Annotated in this window: 18 protein-coding genes; 16 read left to right on the plus strand and 2 right to left on the minus strand. The window is 59.1% G+C overall.

Going from position 1 to position 20567, the window contains the following annotated elements; translation table 11 throughout:
• Positions 1–9 precede the first annotated feature (9 nt).
• Genes VH599_13130 through wecB form a run of 4 tightly spaced genes read left to right on the plus strand, consistent with a single transcriptional unit; the run spans position 10 to position 4476 of the window.
• The gene (locus VH599_13130) at positions 10–1140 is read left to right on the plus strand and encodes a DegT/DnrJ/EryC1/StrS family aminotransferase (protein ID HEY7349250.1); all 1131 of its coding nucleotides are present in this window, start codon (positions 10–12) and stop codon (positions 1138–1140) included.
• Entirely contained in the window at positions 1073–2092 is a 1020-nt protein-coding gene (locus tag VH599_13135) for a Gfo/Idh/MocA family oxidoreductase (GenBank protein HEY7349251.1), read from the plus strand. The genes VH599_13130 and VH599_13135 overlap by 68 nt, the downstream gene beginning before the upstream one ends.
• Positions 2068–3411, plus strand: coding sequence for a nucleotide sugar dehydrogenase (locus tag VH599_13140; protein ID HEY7349252.1), 1344 nt, complete (start codon positions 2068–2070; stop codon positions 3409–3411). Before VH599_13135 ends, VH599_13140 begins: the two co-directional genes overlap by 25 nt.
• Before the next feature lie 9 nt (positions 3412–3420).
• Positions 3421–4476 carry a UDP-N-acetylglucosamine 2-epimerase (non-hydrolyzing) gene (wecB, locus tag VH599_13145; GenBank protein HEY7349253.1) on the plus strand — a complete coding sequence of 352 codons (1056 nt, stop codon included), beginning with the start codon at positions 3421–3423 and terminating at the stop codon, positions 4474–4476.
• Here wecB and VH599_13150 read toward each other — a convergent pair.
• The gene (locus VH599_13150; GenBank protein ID HEY7349254.1) at positions 4462–6024 is read right to left on the minus strand and encodes an O-antigen ligase family protein; all 1563 of its coding nucleotides are present in this window, start codon (positions 6022–6024) and stop codon (positions 4462–4464) included. The genes wecB and VH599_13150 overlap by 15 nt on opposite strands.
• A gap of 275 nt (positions 6025–6299) precedes the next feature.
• Here VH599_13150 and VH599_13155 point away from each other — a divergent pair, with 275 nt between their 5' ends.
• From VH599_13155 to VH599_13165, 3 genes are all read left to right on the plus strand, one after another.
• Entirely contained in the window at positions 6300–6980 is a 681-nt protein-coding gene (locus VH599_13155) for a glycosyltransferase family 2 protein (protein HEY7349255.1), read from the plus strand.
• 287 nt (positions 6981–7267) lie between these two features.
• A complete protein-coding gene (locus tag VH599_13160; GenBank protein ID HEY7349256.1) occupies positions 7268–8317 on the plus strand; it encodes a hypothetical protein in 1050 nt (349 codons plus the stop codon).
• Between the two features lie 57 nt (positions 8318–8374).
• The gene (locus VH599_13165) at positions 8375–9211 is read left to right on the plus strand and encodes a hypothetical protein (GenBank protein HEY7349257.1); all 837 of its coding nucleotides are present in this window, start codon (positions 8375–8377) and stop codon (positions 9209–9211) included.
• A 126-nt stretch (positions 9212–9337) separates the two neighbouring features.
• On the opposite strand, the gene VH599_13170 is transcribed toward VH599_13165, so the two are convergent.
• On the minus strand, positions 9338–10291 hold the full coding sequence (locus tag VH599_13170; GenBank protein ID HEY7349258.1) for an SDR family oxidoreductase: 954 nt from the start codon (positions 10289–10291) through the stop codon (positions 9338–9340).
• A 503-nt stretch (positions 10292–10794) separates the two neighbouring features.
• Here VH599_13170 and VH599_13175 point away from each other — a divergent pair.
• The 9 genes from VH599_13175 (at position 10795) to nuoH (ending at position 20562) form a co-directional block, all read left to right on the plus strand.
• Positions 10795–11709 carry a methyltransferase domain-containing protein gene (locus tag VH599_13175; GenBank protein HEY7349259.1) on the plus strand — a complete coding sequence of 305 codons (915 nt, stop codon included), beginning with the start codon at positions 10795–10797 and terminating at the stop codon, positions 11707–11709.
• Between the two features lie 365 nt (positions 11710–12074).
• On the plus strand, positions 12075–12440 hold the full coding sequence (ndhC, locus tag VH599_13180; GenBank protein HEY7349260.1) for an NADH-quinone oxidoreductase subunit A: 366 nt from the start codon (positions 12075–12077) through the stop codon (positions 12438–12440).
• Positions 12431–13018 (plus strand): NADH-quinone oxidoreductase subunit B family protein, encoded by a 588-nt coding sequence (locus VH599_13185; GenBank protein HEY7349261.1) that lies wholly within the window; start codon positions 12431–12433, stop codon positions 13016–13018. Before ndhC ends, VH599_13185 begins: the two co-directional genes overlap by 10 nt.
• Before the next feature lie 28 nt (positions 13019–13046).
• The gene (locus tag VH599_13190; GenBank protein HEY7349262.1) at positions 13047–13667 is read left to right on the plus strand and encodes an NADH-quinone oxidoreductase subunit C; all 621 of its coding nucleotides are present in this window, start codon (positions 13047–13049) and stop codon (positions 13665–13667) included.
• 19 nt (positions 13668–13686) lie between these two features.
• Positions 13687–14919 (plus strand): NADH dehydrogenase (quinone) subunit D, encoded by a 1233-nt coding sequence (gene nuoD / locus VH599_13195; protein ID HEY7349263.1) that lies wholly within the window; start codon positions 13687–13689, stop codon positions 14917–14919.
• Between the two features lie 33 nt (positions 14920–14952).
• Positions 14953–15525 carry an NADH-quinone oxidoreductase subunit NuoE gene (nuoE, locus tag VH599_13200; GenBank protein HEY7349264.1) on the plus strand — a complete coding sequence of 191 codons (573 nt, stop codon included), beginning with the start codon at positions 14953–14955 and terminating at the stop codon, positions 15523–15525.
• Between the two features lie 14 nt (positions 15526–15539).
• On the plus strand, positions 15540–16838 hold the full coding sequence (gene nuoF, locus VH599_13205) for an NADH-quinone oxidoreductase subunit NuoF (GenBank protein HEY7349265.1): 1299 nt from the start codon (positions 15540–15542) through the stop codon (positions 16836–16838).
• Positions 16839–16891: 53 nt separating this feature from the next.
• Positions 16892–19228 (plus strand): NADH-quinone oxidoreductase subunit NuoG, encoded by a 2337-nt coding sequence (gene nuoG / locus VH599_13210; GenBank protein ID HEY7349266.1) that lies wholly within the window; start codon positions 16892–16894, stop codon positions 19226–19228.
• Positions 19229–19257: 29 nt separating this feature from the next.
• A complete protein-coding gene (gene nuoH, locus VH599_13215) occupies positions 19258–20562 on the plus strand; it encodes an NADH-quinone oxidoreductase subunit NuoH (protein HEY7349267.1) in 1305 nt (434 codons plus the stop codon).
• Positions 20563–20567 lie beyond the last annotated feature (5 nt).

The following is a 20567-nucleotide window of genomic DNA, read 5'->3' on the forward strand; positions in this document are numbered from 1 at the left end:
GGAGAAGAAATGATTCCAATCGCTCGCCCGCTCCTGGGCGCTGAAGAACTGGCTGCCGTCTCCAGGGTCTTTACCAGCGGGCAGCTCGCCCAGGGACAGCAAGTAGCAGAGTTCGAGCAGCGTTTCGCTGAACTCTGCCAGGTCAAAGAAGCCATTGCCGTCTCATCAGGGACAGCAGCTCTGCACCTGGCCTTGCTGGCGCATGGCATTGGCCCCGGGGATGAAGTAATAACCAGCCCCTTCAGTTTTGCGGCCACAGCCAACACCATTCTGCTCGTCGGCGCAACCCCCGTGTTTGCCGATATTGAGCCAGACACCTATAATATTGACCCGGCCCTCGTCGAAGCAGCCATCACCCCACGTACCAAAGCGATCATGCCAGTACACCTCTACGGGAACCCCAGCGATATGGACCGATTAGGGGAACTGGCCGCGCGGCATCATCTAATCTTGATTGAGGACGCCTGCCAGGCGCACGCGGCAGCGATTCGCGGAAAACCCGTTGGTAGTTTTGGCACTGGCTGTTTCTCCTTCTACGCCACCAAAAACATCACCACCGGGGAAGGCGGCATGATCACCACCAACGACCCGGAAATTGCCGAGCAAGTCCGACTCTGGCGCAGCCACGGGCAGCAGCATCGCTATCACCACATTGCCATTGGCTATAACCAGCGTATGACCGATATACAGGCCGCCATTGGCCTGGCGCAGATGGAGAAATTGGAGCGATGGACGGAGCAGCGCATTGCCAACGCCGCCACGCTGACAGCGCAATTGCGCGAATGGGTCAAGACGCCAGTAACTCGCCCCGGCTACCGCCATGTCTATCATCAGTACACCATTCAGGTGGAAGGCGACCGGGACGCCTGGATACAGGCGCTGGCCGAGCGCGGCATCGGCACAGCGGTTCATTATCCCTGCCCAATTCACCAGCAGCCTTTCTACCAGGAGCAGGGGTTCCACGTCTCTCTGCCGATTGCAGAAACCGCAGCAAAGCAGATACTCTCTCTGCCAATTCACCCCGCTGTGAGCGAGGAGAATCTGGCGACTATCGCACAAGAGGTGATCCGTTATGTCAGTGAAGGTGGCCGTGATCGGCGCAGGGTCAATGGGCCTGAACCATCTGCGCGTCCTGCGTGATTTTCCCGAAGACGTAGTGGAATTGGTTGGCGTGGCCGAAACCCACGAGCCATCTCTGGCGCGGGCCATCAGTCGCTTCCACATTGCCGGTTTTACCGACTATCATCAGATGCTCAACCAGGTTCGCCCCGATCTGGTTTCGGTAGTCGTGCCAACCAATGCCCATTTTGAGGTGGCCGCTGCGGTGCTGAAGGCGGGCTGCCACGTCCTCATCGAAAAACCCATCACCGCTACCAGTGAGGAGGCTATCGCCCTGCTCAAGCTGGCAGCCGAGCGTGACCGCAAGATCGCCGTCGGCCACGTCGAACGGTTCAATCCCGCAGTCATGGAACTGAAACGCTACATCGCAGCAGGCAACCTGGGGCAGATATTCACGCTGCACGCGCGCCGCGTCGGCCCATTTCCCCCGCGTATTCGGGATGTGGGCGTCATTCTCGATCTGGCAACGCACGATCTGGATGTGATGCGCTATCTCACCAATGCCGAAGTAGAATACGTCTATGCCGAATCCCAGCAGCGCGTGCATCAAACGCACGAAGACCTGCTGCTGGGCCTGATCCGCTTCAGCAATCGCGCCATCGGCGTGCTGGATGTCAACTGGCTGACACCCACCAAGGTGCGCGAACTGAGCGTCACCTGCGAACGTGGCATGTATCTGGTCAACTATCTGAGTCAAGACCTTTATTTCTATGAGAACGACTATACAACAACGACCTGGGACGCGCTGCGCTCCATTACAGGAGTGAGTGAGGGAACCATGACGCGCCTGAAAGTCCAGAAGGCAGAACCACTGCGCCGGGAGTATGAAGACATCTTCGCAGCATTGCGTGACGACACCGAGCCAACCGTGAGCGGCAAGGATGGCCTGGCTGTCCTGCATCTGGCCCATCAGTTCATCAAGGCGACACAAAGTAGAGAGGTTATCGTATGCAGCACCCCCATCCATTCGTGACCGCGCCCGCTCAGCAGAGCGGAACAGTCGCAGTCGTTGGCCTTGGCAAGATTGGTTTGCCGCTTGCCATCCAATATATCCAGCATGGCCGCCAGGTCATTGGCTGCGACATCAATCCCCAGGTCGTTGAGGCCATCAATGCGGGGCGCTGTCATGTCCATGAAGAACCGGGGTTGGAAGACGCAGTTGCCAGCGCCGTTGCCCAGGGACGGCTCAGCGCGACAACGGACACTGCCTCGGCAGCGCGCCAGGCAGCGGTCGTCGTCATCATTGTGCCGGTGATCGTGAACCAGGGGCACGCGGTAGACTTCCGCAGCATTGACATTGCCACACAAGCAGTCGGATCAGGGCTGACATCAGGAACCCTCGTCATCTATGAGACCACCCTGCCCACCGGAACGACCGCTGGAAGGCTGCGCACGATTCTGGAAGAACAATCAGGGCTGAAAGCTGGCAGCGATTTCCTGCTGGCCTACAGCCCGGAGCGCGTCTCATCCGGCCACATTTCCCGTGATCTCGCTACCTATCCCAAGGTCGTTGGAGGCGTGAACGAGGCGAGCAGAGACGCCGCCAGCGCCTTCTATCGCTCGGTGCTTGATGCTGAAGTCATCTGTATGGCAAGCACTGACGAGGCCGAATTCGTCAAACTCATCGAGACGACCTACCGCGACGTGAACATCGCGCTCGCCAATGAATACGCCCGCTATGCAGACGCGCATGGCCTGGATGCTATGGCGGCCATTAGCGCCGCCAACACCCAGCCGTACTCCCATATTCATGCCCCAGGCGTCGGAGTGGGCGGGCATTGCATTCCGGTCTACCCGTATTTCCTCCTGAGCGGGGCTACAGAAGGGCTGGCGCTCCCCCGCCAGGCACGCCTCATCAATGACGGGATGGCCGACTATGCTGTCGAACGTATCGAAACCGAGATTGGTTCGCTGGCGGGGCAAACCGTTTTGATCCTGGGGGTCGCCTATCGTGGCAACGTCCGCGAAGTAGCCTTTACCAGCGCAAAATTGTTGCAGCAGGCGCTGGTCGAACACGATGCCAGGGTTCTTGTTGAAGACCCACTCTTTAGCGAACAAGAGCTAGAAGCATTGGGCTACAGGCCGCTCAGGCCAGAGCAGCGTGGGGAGATACACGCCATCATCGTGCAGGCCGAACATCAGGTCTACCACTCGCTGGATTTCCGCCAGTTTCCCAATTGCCAGCTTGTGCTTGATGGGCGGCGGGCATTGAAGCCAGAAGCCATCACAGCAGCGGGCATGCGTTATCTCTCCATCGGAGATGGCGCCAGGCCGCTCATCACGGTACGATAGGGGATAGGGATGCGCTTTGTTTCTATCGTTGGAGCACGACCCCAATTTATCAAACTGGCTCCGGTGAGCCGCGCTTTGCGACTCCGACACGATGAACTGATTATTCACACCGGCCAGCACTACGACGCGGGCCTTTCCTCCCAGTTCTTTGAGGAACTCACCATTCCCACGCCCGATTACCACCTGGGCATTGGTTCGGCGTCTCACGGCGCGCAGACCGGGCGCATGCTGGAAGGTATTGAGGAAGTGCTCCTGAAAGAGCGGCCTGACGGAGTGATCGTCTTTGGCGATACCAACTCCACCCTGGCAGGCGCGCTGGCCGCAGCCAAGCTCCATATTCCAGTGGCTCATGTGGAAGCGGGCCTGCGCAGCTTTAACCGCGAAATGCCAGAGGAGATCAATCGTGTCCTGACGGATCACGCCTCAACCTGGCTGTTTTGCCCGACTGAAACAGCACGCCAGCACCTCTTGCATGAGGGCATAGCTGAAGGGGTAGCAGTGGTGGGGGATGTGATGTACGATGTGCTGCGCCAGGTCCAGCCAAAGCTGGTCGGGCGCGCTCACTCGATTCTCTCCGCGCTTGGCATTGAGCCGCAGAGCTATCTGCTGTTGACCATCCATCGCCCGGCAAACACCGATGATCCTGCCCGGTTAGGGCAAATCGCCCAGGCCATCAGCGGCCTGGGCAGGCCGGTTATCTTCCCAGTACACCCGCGCACTCGGAGATTTATGAAAGAGTACCATCTGACCTGGAGCGACCAGGTCCGTCTGATCGAGCCGGTAGGCCACCTGGATATGCTCGCCTTGGTGCAGGCCGCCTACCATGTGGCTACTGATTCTGGCGGCCTGCAAAAAGAGGCGTTTCTTCTTGGCGCTCCCTGCGTAACTCTGCGCGACGAAACAGAATGGCCGGAAACGCTGGAAGGTGGTTGGAATCGGCTGGTTGGGAGCCATCGTGAAGCCATCATCGAGGCCATTAATCGCCCACAGCCTGAGCCACTCCACCGACAGCCCTTCGGGGAAGGCGACGCGGCGCTGCGCATCGCAGGATTACTGCATAACTGATACTTCTTCGCCAGGCTTCCTCGTCTCCTGGCGCAGGGCAGCAGACTCCTGCTCGGCTATCGTTCGCAGCACCAGCAGCACTCCCAGGAAGAACCAGAAACTCAACGCCAGATCAGGCAAAAAATACATTTTATCAACCAGTCCATGTATCACACTCGCCGCCATACATCCAGCGATCCCCAACACGAGATACTGGGGTAGCCGCCCCTGCGGCAGCGCGGCACAGCGACGATAGGTACGCACAACCACCACAGCAAAGGCGCCCAGCAGCCAGAAGATGGCGACCACCCCCAGCAGCCCGGCGCTCAGCCAGAAGTCCAGGATGAAGTTGTGCGGGTGCGATATAGTGGCAATCGGGGCAGCGGATCTCTGGTCATCGAGCGCCTGGAGGAGATAGGAATTGGGCGCTGATGGCTGATAAAGGGTTTTAAAGCTGTCAGGACCGATACCCAGCAGCATATGATCTCGTATCATCAACACAGCGGCTTTCCAAATGGTGAGCCGCTCCCAGAATTTGCCATGCGCGCCGCTGTTCAAGAGTGCGACGATGCGGGGCCAGAAGAGCACGATCCCCAGGATGCCCGCCCCTCCTGTCACCAGAATCACCAGCTTGCTGCGCACCTCGAAGGCAAAGAAGCAGAAAGCCACCATCAGGAGCGCGATCTCTGCGCCATGCGAATCGCTCCAATAGAGCGCCCACACCAGCGGCAGCAGCAGCCCCAGGCAGACCCAGCGCAGCGGGTCGCACCAGGCTGGCTGTTGGGAGCCAGCCTCTTGCGTCGGATGGCGCCCTTTCCCCCTCCCCTGGCGCAGCGCCCCTACGAACGCCAGCGCCAGCAAGAGAGGGATCGCGCGGTCCAGGAGAAAACCAAGATTATTGGGGCCATTAGTGGAGCCTCTGATGCGGAACGCGCCAGGATTGAGGATGTCGCTTAAGCCCCTCACCTGAATAAATCCCTGAGCGATGCCGATACAGGCGACTAGCAGTGCCGAGAGGATCAACGCGCCCACCGTCCGCGCCAGATCGCTGCGGGTCCGCAGATAGCGCAGCATCAGCAGAAAATACACGAGCGGTTCAAGGATTTCCTCGCGGTACGCCCGCAGGCTCAGGTGCTGAACCGGGGAGACCAGCAGCGCCAGGGAAGCACCCAGCAGCAGCAGCACCGCCGGTGTCAGGAACGGATGCGCTTGTCGCCAGAGCTTCCCCAGCCAGACGCGGGTCGCCTGCCGCTCAGCAGGCAGCAGGGCATGGCGGAGCAGGGCTGCTCCCAGGCAGATGATCACACCCAGTTCAGCGAGGTAGAATTGCGGGTAGCCGCTGGCGCTGAGCGGCAGGAGATAGTTATCATAAGGGAAGGTCAGCGGCAGGAGCGCAATGGCAATCTCCAGGCGGATAGAGGCAAGGGCTGCGGCCACCACCAGGAACAGCAATGAGGCCGGTGGATGGGGCCAGAAGAAGAAGAGGGCAAATGAGAGGCAGAGTCCCAGCCCAATGAAAAAGGCCAATGAACCAGAGCGACGCACTCCATCAGCGAGATACAGAGCCATTACGATCTCTCCTAACAATCGAACAGTAGAGACGAGTTTCCGTTATGCAGAGCAGCGAGGGGCGCGGGTTATCAGCCGCCCCGGTGCCCGAATCGGTCTGAAAATCACAACCATTATACCAGAGAGGTTTATCGGAGGCCAAAAGGGTAGGACAATCATCCCCTGGTAGCATCTCATACTGGCAGAGCGATGCCGTTAAGAATAGCGCATGAGATCGTTTTATTTAGGCAGGAGGCGCGCTAAAGAAGCGTATCGGTTCAATTCAGGAGTGTTTCATGGAAGTCTCAGTTATCATCCCGGTCTATAATGAGAAGGCTACCATTCAGCGAGTCATCGAGATGGTCCAGCAAACCCCCTACTCCAAAGAGATCATCATCGTTGATGATTGCTCCACCGATGGGACACGGGCTATTCTTGAGCAAAGCGCATGGCCGGAGAACGTCCATATTTACTATCACGCAAAGAATATGGGGAAAGGCGCCGGTGTCCGTACCGGCGTGCAGCACGCGACCAAAGAGGTCATTGTCATCCAGGATGCCGACCTGGAGTACGACCCCAAAGATTTGGATGTGGTCCTCAAGCCCATCATGGATGGCAAAGCTGATGTAGTCTATGGCTCGCGCTTTCTCGGCATCCATCGAGCATTTCTCTTCTGGCACTACATGGGCAACAAACTCCTCACCTTCATCGCTAATCTTCTGTACAACAATATGCTTACCGATATGGAGACGGGGTATAAAGCCTTCCGCGCGCCGATTCTCAAAAGCATCACTATCCGTTCCAATCGCTTTGATTTTGAGCCAGAGATCACGGCGAAGGTCTTGAAACGCCAGTATCGCATCTATGAAGTACCGATCTATTACTCTGGTCGTGATTTTGATGAAGGAAAAAAGGCCACCTGGCGTGACGCCTTTCCCGCGCTGTGGGCGCTGATCAAGTATCGCTTTGTAGATTGAGGAGGCTATGCTATCACCTGCCTATATCTGGCCGGTGTCCTGACGCTGAGTTGACGTTCCCACGACGCAACGGAAGAAGGGCAATGGCATTCCCCCTGGCCCCTCCTCTCGAAATTTTGACAAACACCTCATCCTTCAGGTATCTTTCTCTTCGATTACGGCAAGCATCCAGGCGCTTGCTGCCCATTCGATTCATTCCGCAACTGCCAACACAGAAAAAGGGCTTGTAAGCGCGTCTCTCACCGAGACACCATCGTGGTGATGACACACCTGAAGGAGAACAATGTATGAGTACACTGGAACGCCGCCTGGTGTTCTTAGGTGTGGCCCTGCTCTTTCTCGCCCTCACGGTCTGGGCCGCTGGCGGAGGGCGCTTCCCAACTTCAATCGCTCAGGCTGCATCGCGCATTCCGAACGAATCTACCCTGACGTACTATGGCGCTGATATTAGCGTCAACGGGGGGATGGCAGTAGCAACCGGCGTCCAACCGTCAAACAATCGCCCCAGTAACGGTCCCTGGCCTCAATACGCTCGTAACTACTGCTTCCTGGCAGTAGTGCAGGCCATTTCCAACTACCAATACTGGAGGCAAGGCTATGCTATTGAGTTCCCCCATCAAAACAACCAGGGGCCTGCCGACGGCAACCCCAGCCATGCCACATCTGGAGCAAATGGTACCCCTTGGCAGATTCTCTACGATATGCAGCACTACATGACACCGCCTGGTGGTCCAGTCCCGTCGCCAACAGGGTTTACCCTGGCGGATACTTCCAGAGACTTTGGCGGTGATCCCCGCGCTCATGCCTATGCTACACAATATGAGACTCCTGATCGCCATTACTACCATCAGTACATCTACCATACCGGGGTCGCTGTAGGAACTTACGGGCTAGCCAAAGGCGTTGCAATGTCCCACTGGGACGGAACCTCACCTGAGATAGCCATTGTGAACCACGCGCTGCATTCTGTGGTGATTGCCGGGGTCTGGGCCTCCGCCGACCCAGGCGCCGTCAGCACCGCTACCATTGACAGCTTCGCGGTTTACAATCCCTGGGACCAGGGCGCCTTCGGCCCCTACCTCAATGGCGCCTACTACGCGCGGGTTTCCTACAGCGCCTGGACCACGAGTAGTTGGTGGTGGGGACAAACCTACAATGCCAACAACGGCCTGGACCCCGATCCGGTCATTGGCATCTATCAGGCAGGCCCTGGCACAAGCAACCCAAACGCGCACTACTGGATCGGCAACTACGTCAGCATTCAGCGCGACGAGGACGCCACCTACAGCGCCGATTATTCCCTCGATGAGCAGGGCAATATCATGCAGGGGCCTTAATGCTGCCACAGTGACACGTAGAAGAGTTGCTTCGTTCAGGAGGAAAGGACAGCAGCGATGTCACGATCCGCTCGCAAAAAGAACCAGCGCCGAATGCCGCCTGTTCGGCTTATCTGGCGCCCCTTACGTCTGACCGCGATCCTTGCTTTTCTCTGCCTGGCGATCATCGGCATTGGCCTGGCTATCGTGGGAAGTGGTCAGGCCCATTTTGGGCAGAGTTCGCAAACCACCAGCGCCTGTAATCCCACGCTCATCACAACCGACAATCAGGCTCAACCCGCAAAATGGTTCTCGATCAACTCCGGGTCTGCTGCGGACATTTTAAGCGCGGCGCAATGCTCCGATATGTTCCAGAGCGCCTCGCAAGGCGCCGATCTGATCGCAAACGCATTACAGAACGGCACGCTGGCCGCGCCGGTTCTGGTGAAACCCTATCGCAGTGATGTTGGACTGGCGCAGTTCTGGGTCGTTCCGGTGGTTGATAAAAACAATCATCCCCTGGCCCTGCTCACCTTTTTTTATAATCCTCAGTCCCGCCTGATTCATGAAGGGGAGTTCGACGCCGTGACGGGCGACATGTTTTACGTGAACCACTCATTTCCTGCGGTCACGGCCACTGCGGCTGTTGCAGCGGTGAGCGTCCAGCAGCACGTCGCTGTGATCCAGGGGCGCACGCCTGAACTGATCTATTTTCCTGGCGATTTTAGCGGATCGCAGGCGGTCCAACAAACCTTGCGCGAGGGAGGCACAGTCGTCATTGATCCCATCTGGCGCGTACCAGGAGCAGATGGCGTCTGGCACTACGTCGATCACAACGGCCAGGCGCACCTGAACACAGACTTCCCGGTTGACCCGCATTACCAGCCCATGCCTGCGACAACGACCACTCAATAAGAGCGCATCCAGTTGAACAAGTGAGCCAGCTCACAGGGGTTACTTCCCCTCATTCGCGCGCGGGCGCTGCAACCGCCTCAGCCGCGCCAGATAGCGCCTGTGTTCCTGCGGCTTGCATCGCGTGGCTCATTGCTGGTGTTCTCTCTTCTCCTGACGGAGCGCGGCCAGGGTGCGCTCCAGCCCCTCCTGAAACCCTATTATTAGTTCATACCCGAGCAGGCTTCTAGCCCGCTGAATAGCCGCGAGACTATCGCGCACGTCTCCGACGCGGGCCTCGCGGTACTCTGCCTGGACCCGCGCTCCGAGCAAATCCCCGGCGACACCCAGGAGCGCATTGAGCGACCTCTGCTCGCCAGAACCTATATTGATTACCTGACCGACGGCGCGTGAGGCTTCGGCGGCCAGCAGGTTCGCCCTGACCACATTTTCTATATAGATAAAATCGCGCGTTTGCTCCCCATCGCCAAACACCACCGGACGGCGGCCCTCTAAGAGAGCGGTCAGAAAACGTGGGATCACCGCCGCATATTCGGAGTTCGGGTTCTGGCCTGGTCCAAAGACGTTAAAATAGCGCAGGGCCACCGTCTCCAGGCCATAGAGCTGCGTAAACAGGCGGCATAGATGCTCTCCAGTGAGCTTGTGCAGGGCATAGGGTGAGAGTGGGCAAGGCGTCATGCTCTCTTCTTTGGGCAAAGTCGGCTCATTGCCATAGAGCGCGCAAGAACTGGCAAACACGACCCGCCGGACTCCGGCGTCGCGGGCAGCAAGCAACACATGCTGCGTGCCGGTCACATTTACCTCCAGCGCCCGCAACGGATCGGCAATAGACTCTGGCGGCGAGGCCAGCGCCGCCTCGTGAAAGACCACCTCAACCCCCGCAGCAGCCGCGCGCACAGCCGCAAGGTCTCGCAGGTCTGCTCGAATGACTTCTGCGCGGCCCCCAAAGGCGGCGAGATTGCCTTCCCGACCACTGGAGAGATTATCAAACACCCGCACAGATTGCCCCTGCTCCAGCAGAGTTTGGGCGATATGCGACCCGATAAAGCCAGCGCCGCCGGTGATGAGATACCTGGCAGTCATAGCATGCCCCTACTAATACTACTCATATAATCCTTTTACTTCCCTTCTATTACTACCTGCTGTCTCGCTTAGTACTTTCTGGTAGACTCCCCCTGGATACCTTTCCATTCGTCTCTTATCCCGATAGACCGCTCTGCTGTCCCCTATCATCTCCCAGTTCTTCTAAAGTTGCAAGTGATTTGCTGGCACGTATCATGGGACATTTTCACAATGGCAGAACGCTCTGCTATAATCGCTCTATCTGAACAGACCCTTCCTGAGTCAGCGACGTTGATTCCTTGCTTCTGGCCTGACCAGTAAAGAGTCTGCTTCCACTTGATGTTGGGCGGCATCATCCAGCGCGAGCAGGAAACGGGCAGGTAGGCAATGCCTCAAACGGTTGATGCTTCTCTCTCGGTAGACAAAGCGCGTAGATGAAATCGTCGCTGCGCGGCGGCGACTTAAGGCTTGGAATAGTTCTCAGCAGCGGCGTGCGCATTGCCCTGCAAGGAAAAGATAACTGAGTGCCAGACATCAAGACAACGCTTCAATCAGGAAGAAGCATCATCAAAAATATCGCCCTGGGCAACCGCCTGATCGCTTCTTCCTATCAGCGCCGGGCGCCGCAGAGCGATGATCCTGAGAAAAACGAGGCCAGCTACCCACTGACCGTCTTTCACCGGCACGTCACGGCGCTGGAGCCGCTGCGCGGCTCCCTGATGGGCGCCGATCTGCTGGAGATTGGTCCGGGGAGCAACGTTGGCGTGGGGCTGCTGGCCTTGCTGGCGGGCGCAAAAAGCGTGACCTGCCTGGATGTTGTCCCCCGCGCTCAGGACCACGGCTCGAATGCGCTCTATCTGGCGCTGGTCAAGACCGCAGCCATTTTTCCCGATACTTACCTTGTCGCCCCGGCGCTGCTGAAACGCGCCAGGCACGACCCCGAAGGGCTGGCGCGTGACCTGCTGGACCGTATCAACTACTGCTCTCCAGTGGATATTGCCAGGAACAGCCTGCCCGATGCCTCGCTGGATGTCATTTGTTCGCATACCTGCTTTGAACACTTCTCCGACCCCGCAGGGGCCATTGCCCAGATTGCCCGGCTGCTGCGTCCCGGCGGCCTCACCAGCCACCAGATCGACCTGCGCGATCACCGCGATTTCAACCGCCCGCTCGACTTTCTCGCCTATAGCAATACCATCTGGCGCTTGATGACCAGCCACCTGCCGAACGCCGTCCGTACCCGCTGGCGCGCTTCGCAGTACCGCGCCGCATTTGAGAAACAGGGGCTGGAAGCCATGTATCTGGAGGTATCACAAACAATCATCGTGACAGAGCAGATGCGCCACCAATTCTCGCGCTGCTTCCAAGCCCTGGACCTGGAAGACCTCGGCATTCTGAACCTGCTGCTCGTCGCCCGCAAACGCGATCATCCCCGCTAACTGGACGGCTGGCCTTCTGCTTGATTTCCATCAGTAGTTCCACCACCTATCGGGGGTTGCCACTTGTAGCGCCGCCATCTTGGCGGCTCAACGCTGGCCTGCTGGTGTGCTGGCCTGGAGGGCGCACGCTCGCCTTGGCGCAGCGGTAGCCGCCTGGAAGGCGGCGCTACCAGTACCATGCCTCGCTTGCCAACACCTCATTTTTGCTAGAACCTCCAGCAGTTCCCTATTTGACAGCCCTGGTGTGCTGTGCTACCATTTGTATTGAAACATCTTTTAAGAAAAGCAGTATCTAGCGATGCTGCAAAAAAATTGGCCGGGCGCGGCGGGGAAGCGTCGGGCTGGGGAAAAAGGTATCTTCTGTTATGCTGCCATTTCCTGAGTATGTCCCCATCTTCATCTTGATTGGCCTGGCAATCCTCTTTGCCGTGCTGGTGACGGGCATCACGTTCGTGCTGGGTCCAAAGAAACCCTCACCGGCCAAACTCGCGCCCTATGAGAGCGGCATTCGGGAGATCGAGCCACTCAGGCGCCGCTTTCCGGTCAAATACCTGGTGACGGGCATGATGTTTATTATCTTCGACATCGAAGCCGTCTCCTTCTATCCGCTGGCGGTGCTGCTCAAGAGCGACCTGAAGGTGTTTGGACTGATCGAACTGGTCATCTTCCTGGCAATTCTGTTGATCGCCTATGTCTATGTCTGGCGTAAGGGAGCGTTCCGATGGGAGTGAATAACCCCTGGGAGCCAGTGCAAACCATCTCGAACGCCCAGACGCCCCGCCTGTCGCGGGGCGTCCATGTGGAGTCCGGGACCGGCATTTTGCTGACTCAAGTAGATAAAATCCTCAACTGGAGCCGCAGTTCGTCGCTCTGGCCGGCGCTGTTTGGCCTGGCCTGCTGCGCCATCGAGATGATGGCAACCAGCGCCGCGCGCTTCGATCTGGCCCGCTTTGGCGCGGAAGTCTATCGCGCCAGCCCACGCCAGGCCGATCTGCTGATCGTCGCCGGGCGCTGCTCGGTGAAGATGGCCCCGGTGCTGCGGCAAATCTACGACCAGATGCCCGACCCCAAATGGGTCATTTCGATGGGCGCCTGCGCCTCCTGCGGCGGCGTCTTTAACAACTATGCCATCGTCCAGGGCGTGGATAAAATCATTCCGGTAGACATCTTTATTCCAGGTTGTCCGCCCACCCCCGACATGCTGCTCTATGGCTTTAACCAGTTGCAGGAAAAGATTCGCCTGGGCATTCCCAATCCCCCCGACCCGCTGAAGGTCGGCGCGGTGAAGAACCTGGGCAGCGAAAATTAAGCCTGAAAGAGAAGAAGGCTCATTACCTATGGCCGAAACCACAAAAGACCTGGCGGTAAAAACGGTGGAAGCGGTGCGGTCAAAGTTTGGCGAGGTCGCGCTGGAGGTTGTCGAACATCGCGGCGAAACCACCATCCTGCTGCCGCCAGAAAAAGTACCAGCCGTCGCCAAATTCCTGCGCGATCATCCCGCGCTGCGTTATAATTACATGGCGGATCTGACAGCGGTGGACTGGCCTGAGCGCGAACCGCGCTTCGATGTCGTCTATCACCTACTTTCGCTGGATACCCGCGCCGTCATTCGCTTGAAAACGCGCGTCGGCCAGCCCGGCGAGGACCACCCTGCCGTTCCCACCATCAGTCATATCTGGCCCACCGCCAACTGGTACGAGCGCGAGGTCTACGATCTCTTTGGCATCACCTTCAGCGGACATCCCGACCTGCGGCGCATTCTGATGCCAGACGATTGGACCAGCTATCCGCTGCGCAAAGAGTATCCTCTCACCGGCATCGAACTGCCGGAACCGCACTGGGGCGGACAGATACCGTTCAACCAGCCATTGCCGCAAGGCATTGGCCGCCAGACGATGCGGATCAATGAAAGCCGCCCGCCCACTCCTCCGCGCCCCGAACCAGAGCCGGGCGAGTAGCCGGGCAAGGACACACACTATGCAAACCGGAGAGCAAACCGAACTCCACATCACCGAGAGCGTCAAGGTTGATGAGACCACCCGTGTTGATACCATGACCATCAATATGGGGCCACAGCATCCATCCACGCATGGCGTGCTGCGGCTGATCATCACCCTGGAGGGCGAAACCGTCGTCAAAACGGTCCCCGACATCGGCTATCTGCATACCGGCATCGAGAAGACCGCCGAGAACAAAACCTACTTCCAGGCGCTGGTTGTGACCGACCGCATGGACTACCTGGCCCCGCTCTCGAACAACCTGGGCTATGCGCTGGCCGTCGAAAAGCTGCTGGGCATCGAAGAGTTACCGCCCAAAGCGATCTATACGCGCGTGCTGCTGGTCGAACTCCAGCGCATCGCCAGCCACCTCGTCTGGCTGGGCACCAGCGCGCTTGATCTGGGCGCGCAGAGCGTCTTCCTCTACTGCTTCCGCGAGCGCGAGATGATTCTTGACATCTTCGAGTTAGTCTCTGGCGTGCGGTTGATGACCAGCTATATCATGCCCGGCGGCCTCCAGGCCGATCTGCCCCCAGGCTTTGACGAGAAGGTGCGCGAGTTTCTCCACATCTTCCCTGATCGCCTGAACGAGTACCATACCCTGCTGACCAACAACCAACTCTGGCTGGAGCGCACCAAAGGCGTCGCCCCGCTCAGCGCCAAAGATGCCATCGCCTGGGGCTGTTCGGGGCCAGTCCTGCGCGGCAGCGGCGTTGCCTGGGACGTGCGCAAGATGTTCCCCTACTCCGGCTATGAGCAGTTCGATTTCGATATTCCAGTGGGCAGCAATGGCGATGTGTATGACCGCTATCTGGTGCGCATGCTGGAGATGGGCGAGAGCCTGAAGATCGCGCAGCAAGCCCTGGATGGCATGCCCGAAGGCCCCTACCAGATCAGCGACCGCAAAGTGGTGCCGCCGCCCAAATGGGCCGTCGCTACCAACATGGAGGCGCTGATCCACCATTTCAAGCTCTACACCGAAGGCTACCGCCCGCCGCAGGGCGAGGTCTACCAACGCATCGAATCGCCTAAAGGTGAGCTTGGTTTCTATATGGTCAGCGATGGGACAGCGCGGCCCTATCGCATGCACGTCCGGGCGCCGTCTTTTGCCAACCTGGAGGCGCTGCCCAAAATGGTCCAGGGCGCATTGCTCTCGGATGTTATCTCAGCCATTGGCAGCATAGATATTGTGCTGGGCGAAGTGGATCGTTGACAGCGGGATCGTTATTTAGGAAGGACCGGGTACGTGGTATCAGCAGAAGCCAAAGAACAGATGCGCGCCGTTGCCGCGCAGTACCCAACGCTGCGCTCAGCCGTGTTACCGGCGCTGTATATCGCCCAGGATGAAGAGGGCTACATCACCGAGGCAGCCCTTGAGGCTGTTGCCGAAGCCTTGCGCCTGAACGTGGATGAGGTGAAGAGCGTTGCCACGTTCTATACTATGTTCTTCAAGGAACAGCCTGGCAAACGGGTCATCAAGGTCTGCACCAGCATTTCCTGTTACCTGCGCGGCTGCGATCAACTGGTGGAACATCTGGAAAACCGGCTGGGCGTCAAGCGCGGCGAAACCACCGCCGACGGGCGCTACACCCTGCTGACGGCGGAATGTCTGGCATCCTGCGGCACAGCCCCAGTGCTGCAAGTGAATAACGAGTTTGTCGAGCAGGTCACGCCCGAGAGCGCCGACGCGCTGATTGACGCGCTCAACCAGGAACTGGACAACGAAAGCGCCGGAACAGCACAGGGCCAGGAAAAAGCAGCTACGCCAGCGACGCCGGAGAAAAGCCGAACCGAGGCAGCCGGAACGAAGCGGCGTTGAAAGAGTCGAGAACCATGCCTGAACTGATTGTGACCAGAGATATAGATGTAGAGAATATTGATATTCTGCCGGTCTATCGCCAGCACGGCGGCTATCAGGCGCTCGAAAAAGCCCTGAAAACCTACCAGCCTGACGACATCGTAGAGATCGTCAAACAATCGGGGCTGCGTGGGCGCGGCGGCGCGGGCTTCGCTACCGGCGTGAAATGGGGCTTTTTGCCGAAAGAGAGTCCCAGGCCACGTTACCTCTGCTGCAACGCCGATGAAAGCGAACCAGGCACCTTCAAGGACCGCATGCTTATGGAGAAAAACCCTCACCTGCTGGTGGAGGGCGTCATCCTCACGGCCTACGCGACCAAAGTGCATCACGCTTTCATCTATGTGCGCGGCGAGCTTGGGCTGGCCGGACGCCAGGTGGCGCGCGCGGTGCGCGAAGCCTACGAAGCTGGCTATATCGGCACAGATATTCTCGGCAGCGGCTACGATCTGGAAGTAACCGTTCATCGCGGCGCGGGGGCCTATATCTGCGGCGAAGAGAGCGCCCTGATGGAATCGCTGGAGGGTCGGCGCGGCTATCCCCGCCTCAAGCCGCCGTTCCCGGCAGTTGTAGGCTTGTATGGCGGGCCAACCGTCATTAACAACGCCGAGACGCTTGCCACGATTCCGGCCATTGTGCTGAACGGCGCGGACTGGTACGCCAGCTTTGGCACCGAAAAGAGCAAGGGTACGCGCATCTACTGCCTGAGCGGACATGTCAACAAGCCGGGCAACTACGAGCTTCCCCTTGGTACCCCCCTGCGCGTGCTGATCGAAGAATGCGGCGGCGGCGTCTGGAAGGGCAAAAAGCTGAAAGCGATCATCCCCGGCGGCTCGTCTACGCCGTTCCTCATGCCTGATAAGCTCGATACTCCGCTGGATTTTGAGTCCATCGCAGCGGCGGGATCAATGCTTGGCTCCGGCGGTATCGTTGTTCTCGATGAAGATACCTGCATCGTCGGCGCGGTGCTGCGCATGACCGAGTTCTACCGCGACGAGTCCTGCGGCAAATGCACACCCTGCCGCGAAGGCACGTACTGGCTGACAGAACTGCTGGAGCGGCTGGAACACGGCCAGGGGCTGGAAAGGGATGTGCCGCTGCTGCTCGATATTTGCGACAATATGCTGGGCAAATGCTTCTGCCCGCTGGGCGATGCCGCCACGATGAGCATCTCCAGCAGCATCAAACTCTTCAAGGACGAATATCTCTATCATATTCGTGAGGGGCATTGCATGGTTGGTCCAGGCGCGCTGGCAGCGGCAGCAATCGCCAGATAACGCCCGCGCTCTTCATGTATCGCGTTTATCGCTCTTAACATAGAGAGAATAGTATGCCAGAAGAAACGCCACAACTGATTCATCTGACCATTGATGGGCGTCCCGTCAGCGTCCCGCCTGGAACGGTCGTCTGGAAAGCCGCGCAGATGCTGGGGATTGAGGTTCCCATCTATTGCTATCATCCCAAAATGCCGCCGCTGGGCGCCTGCCGCATGTGCTTTGTCGAGATTGAAAAAGCGCCCAAGCCGCCACAAACCGCCTGCACAACGGTCTGCACCGAAGGCATGGTCGTGCATACCGATACGCCGCTGGTCAGGAAATCGCGCGAGGGGACGCTGGAGTTTTTGCTGATTAACCATCCGCTCGATTGCCCCATTTGTGATAAAGGCGGCGAATGCGATCTGCAAGACTTCACCCTGCGTCATGGTCCTGGCGGCAGCCGCTTCGACCTCACCAAGCGCCACTTCATTAAGCCTGTTCCCGTCAGCGACAATATCCTGCTGGACCGCGAACGCTGCATCGCCTGCCAGCGTTGTGTGCGCTTCTCCCAGGAAGTGGCGATGGATGAAGAGGGACTCATCCTGAATGATCGCGGCTATAAGATTGAAGTCAGCACGACGCCGGGCGCGAGCTTCAACAGCATCTTTTCGGGCAACACCGTAGAGATGTGTCCGGTAGGCGCGCTGACCGCCCGTAACTTTCGCTTCCGCACGCGCCCCTGGGAACTGCGCAAAACACCCAGCGTCTGCGCCAATTGCAGCGTGGGCTGCAACGTGCGCGTGGACGTGCGCGTGGACCGCATTCTGCGGCTGATGTCGCACACCAACGACAGCATTGATGATGGCTGGCTCTGTGATCGTGGCCGCTGGGGGTATGACTACGTGAACAGCCCTGACCGGCTGCGCGCACCGCTCATTCGCAAGAACGGCCAGCTTGAGGAAGCCTCCTGGGACGAGGCGCTCGATCTCGTCGCTGCGAAGCTTCAGGAGATCGCCAAACGCGACGGCCCGCACGCCGTCGGCGGCATCGGCTCAACCCACACGACGAACGAAGAAAGTTATCTTTTCCAGAAGCTCTTCCGCGCCGCCATCGGCACCAACAACCTGGACCATCATCACGGCCTGTTTCCAGAGACGGAGCCAGGACAACTCCCCTGGGTCTGGACCGACAGCATCGCCGGACTGGACAGCGCCTCGCATATCGTTCTCTTTGCCGCCGACCCTTACGAGCGCCAGCCGGTCATTGACCTGCGCATCAAGAAGGCGCTGCGGGCAGGCGCAAAAATCTATGTCGTCGCCAATAAGCCGACCAGACTTGACCACCTGGCAACGCTGAAGCTCGAATATCAGGCCGGGCATCTGGACGCAGTGGTACGCGCGCTGCTAAACGTCGTGCTGACCGAAAACCTGGCGCGCGGCCAATATGTCGAAGAGCATCCTGAGTTCCTGAACAGCCTGCAAACCGCTTCTCCGGCAGGGGCGTCAGAACACCTGGCAAAGATTGCTGGAGTTGATAAAGAGGCGCTGCGCGTCCTGGCACGCGAGCTTGCGGGAACCGGGTTCCCGCAAGCTCGCGTGCCAGGACGCGCGGCGCTGCTCTATGACGAGATGGCCGCGCAGGAAGAGGAAGCGCCAACCCTCGCCGCCGATCTGCTCAACCTGGCGCTGGTGACGGGCAACGTTGGCCGCCCTGGCGCGGGCGTGGGTCCACTCTTCGAGGATAATAACTCGCTGGGGGCGCGCGATATGGGCGTCCTGCCCAACAGCCTGCCAGGCTATGCCGGACTGGAAGACGCCGCGCTGCGGGCGCATTTGCGTGAGGTCTGGGGCATCAGCGCCCCCAAGAAGCCGGGCCTGACCTACGAGCAGATGCTCAACGGCGGCGTCAAGGCGCTCTATGTGCTGGGCGCAGACCCTGCCCGGCGCCTGCCCGATCCAGGGGCGCTGGAGAATCTGGAGTTTCTGGTCGTGCAAAGCCTGACGCTGAACGAAACGGCGCAGCGCGCCGATGTCGTGCTGCCCGGACAGTCCTTTGCCGAAAAAGAAGGCACCTTCACCAACACCGAACGCTGCGTGCAGGCTGTGCGTCAGGCGATGCGCCCGCTGGCGGGACCACTGCCCGATTGGCAGATTCTGACCGCGCTCGGCCAGCGCATGAACCAGGAGTGGCGCTATACCAGCCCGCGCGAGATTCTGGCGGAGATTGCCCGCGTGACGCCTATCTACAGCGGCCTGAATTGGGAACTGCTGAATAAAAGCCAGGGCGTGCGCTGGCCCGCCCTGCCCGAAAACGCGGCGGAGGGCGGCTCAGCCTACCTGGCACTTGATCTCTTCCAGCACGGGCTGCCGCAGCTACAAGCAGCAGCCGTTTCGGCTGCTGCCAGCGACTGATTGCGGGTCGTACTTCTGAGGAAAAACGTATGTCTGATACAGTCTTATATCTGCTTGCGACGGTTGCCAAGTCAATTATCCTGATCGGCGCGCTGCTAACCGCCTTCGCCTATCTGACGCTTATCGAGCGGCGGGTCGTCGCATTCATGCAGACGCGCCTGGGGCCGAACCGCGCCGGGCCGTTCGGCCTGCTTCAGCCGCTGGCCGACGCGCTCAAGATGGTCTTCAAAGAGCAGATTATCCCCACCAGAGCGCGCGTGCTGATCTATCTCATCGCGCCGCTCATCTCTATTGTGGTCGCGCTCTCGGCCTTTGCCGTTGTCCCGCTGGGGGGGCGCTGGCTCGGCTGGGATACGCATAGCCCTTGGGATCCCTTTATCGCCGATATTAACGTTGGCCTGCTCTATATCTTTGCTATCTCTTCGCTGGCGGTCTACGGGATTGTGCTGGGCGGCTGGGCATCCGGCAACAAATACTCGCTGCTTGGCTCGCTGCGCAGCGCGGCGCAGATGGTCTCTTACGAGGTCGGCATGAGCCTGACGATCATGGGCGTGCTGATGCTGTCGGGAACGCTGAGCATGGTCAGCATCGTCCACGCGCAGGTGGACCTGGGCCTGCCCTATATCTTTGCTCAGCCGCTGGGCTTTGCCCTCTACTGCCTTGCTGCCGTCGCGGAGGTAAACCGCGCGCCCTTCGACCTGCCCGAAGCCGAGCAAGAGCTTGTCGCCGGCTATCTGACCGAATACAGCGGGCTGCGCTGGAGCCTCTATCAGATGGCCGAATATATCAACATGATTACGGTCAGTTCGATTGCCGTCACGCTCTTCCTGGGCGGCTGGACACTCTGGCCGATCAACTATGGGACGTTGCTAAGCTGGCCGTTTCTCTGGTATCTCATCAAAGTTGCTATCGCGCTCTTCGTCTTTATGTGGCTGCGCGCAACCCTGCCGCGCATCCGCTACGATCAACTGATGAAGGTCGGCTGGCGCGTGCTGCTGCCGCTGGCTATTCTCAATATGCTGTTCACAGCAGTTGCCGTGTCGCTGGGCTGGGCCTGGTGGACTACCGGCGCGTTTGGGCTGGGCGTTCTCATCATCATCGCTGGCGCCTGGGCGGTTCGCCGCGCCAGAGAGCAGGGCAAACCGCCGAAAGAGGCGGCGGCCCGCGAGCCGGAGGCGGCAGAGGGGTTTGCCGTTCCATCCAGCGTAAAGCTGGTGCGCATCGCAGCGGCTGGCGCGGCGCGCCCGTCGGCGCAGCTTGCCGCGAACGCTGAAGAAGGGGCTGAAGCCGAGGCCAAAGATAAGGAATCTCAAACGCCTGTCGCTAAGAAATAGAGGAA

Source organism: Ktedonobacterales bacterium (assembly GCA_036557285.1).
Classification (GTDB): domain Bacteria; phylum Chloroflexota; class Ktedonobacteria; order Ktedonobacterales; family DATBGS01; genus DATBHW01.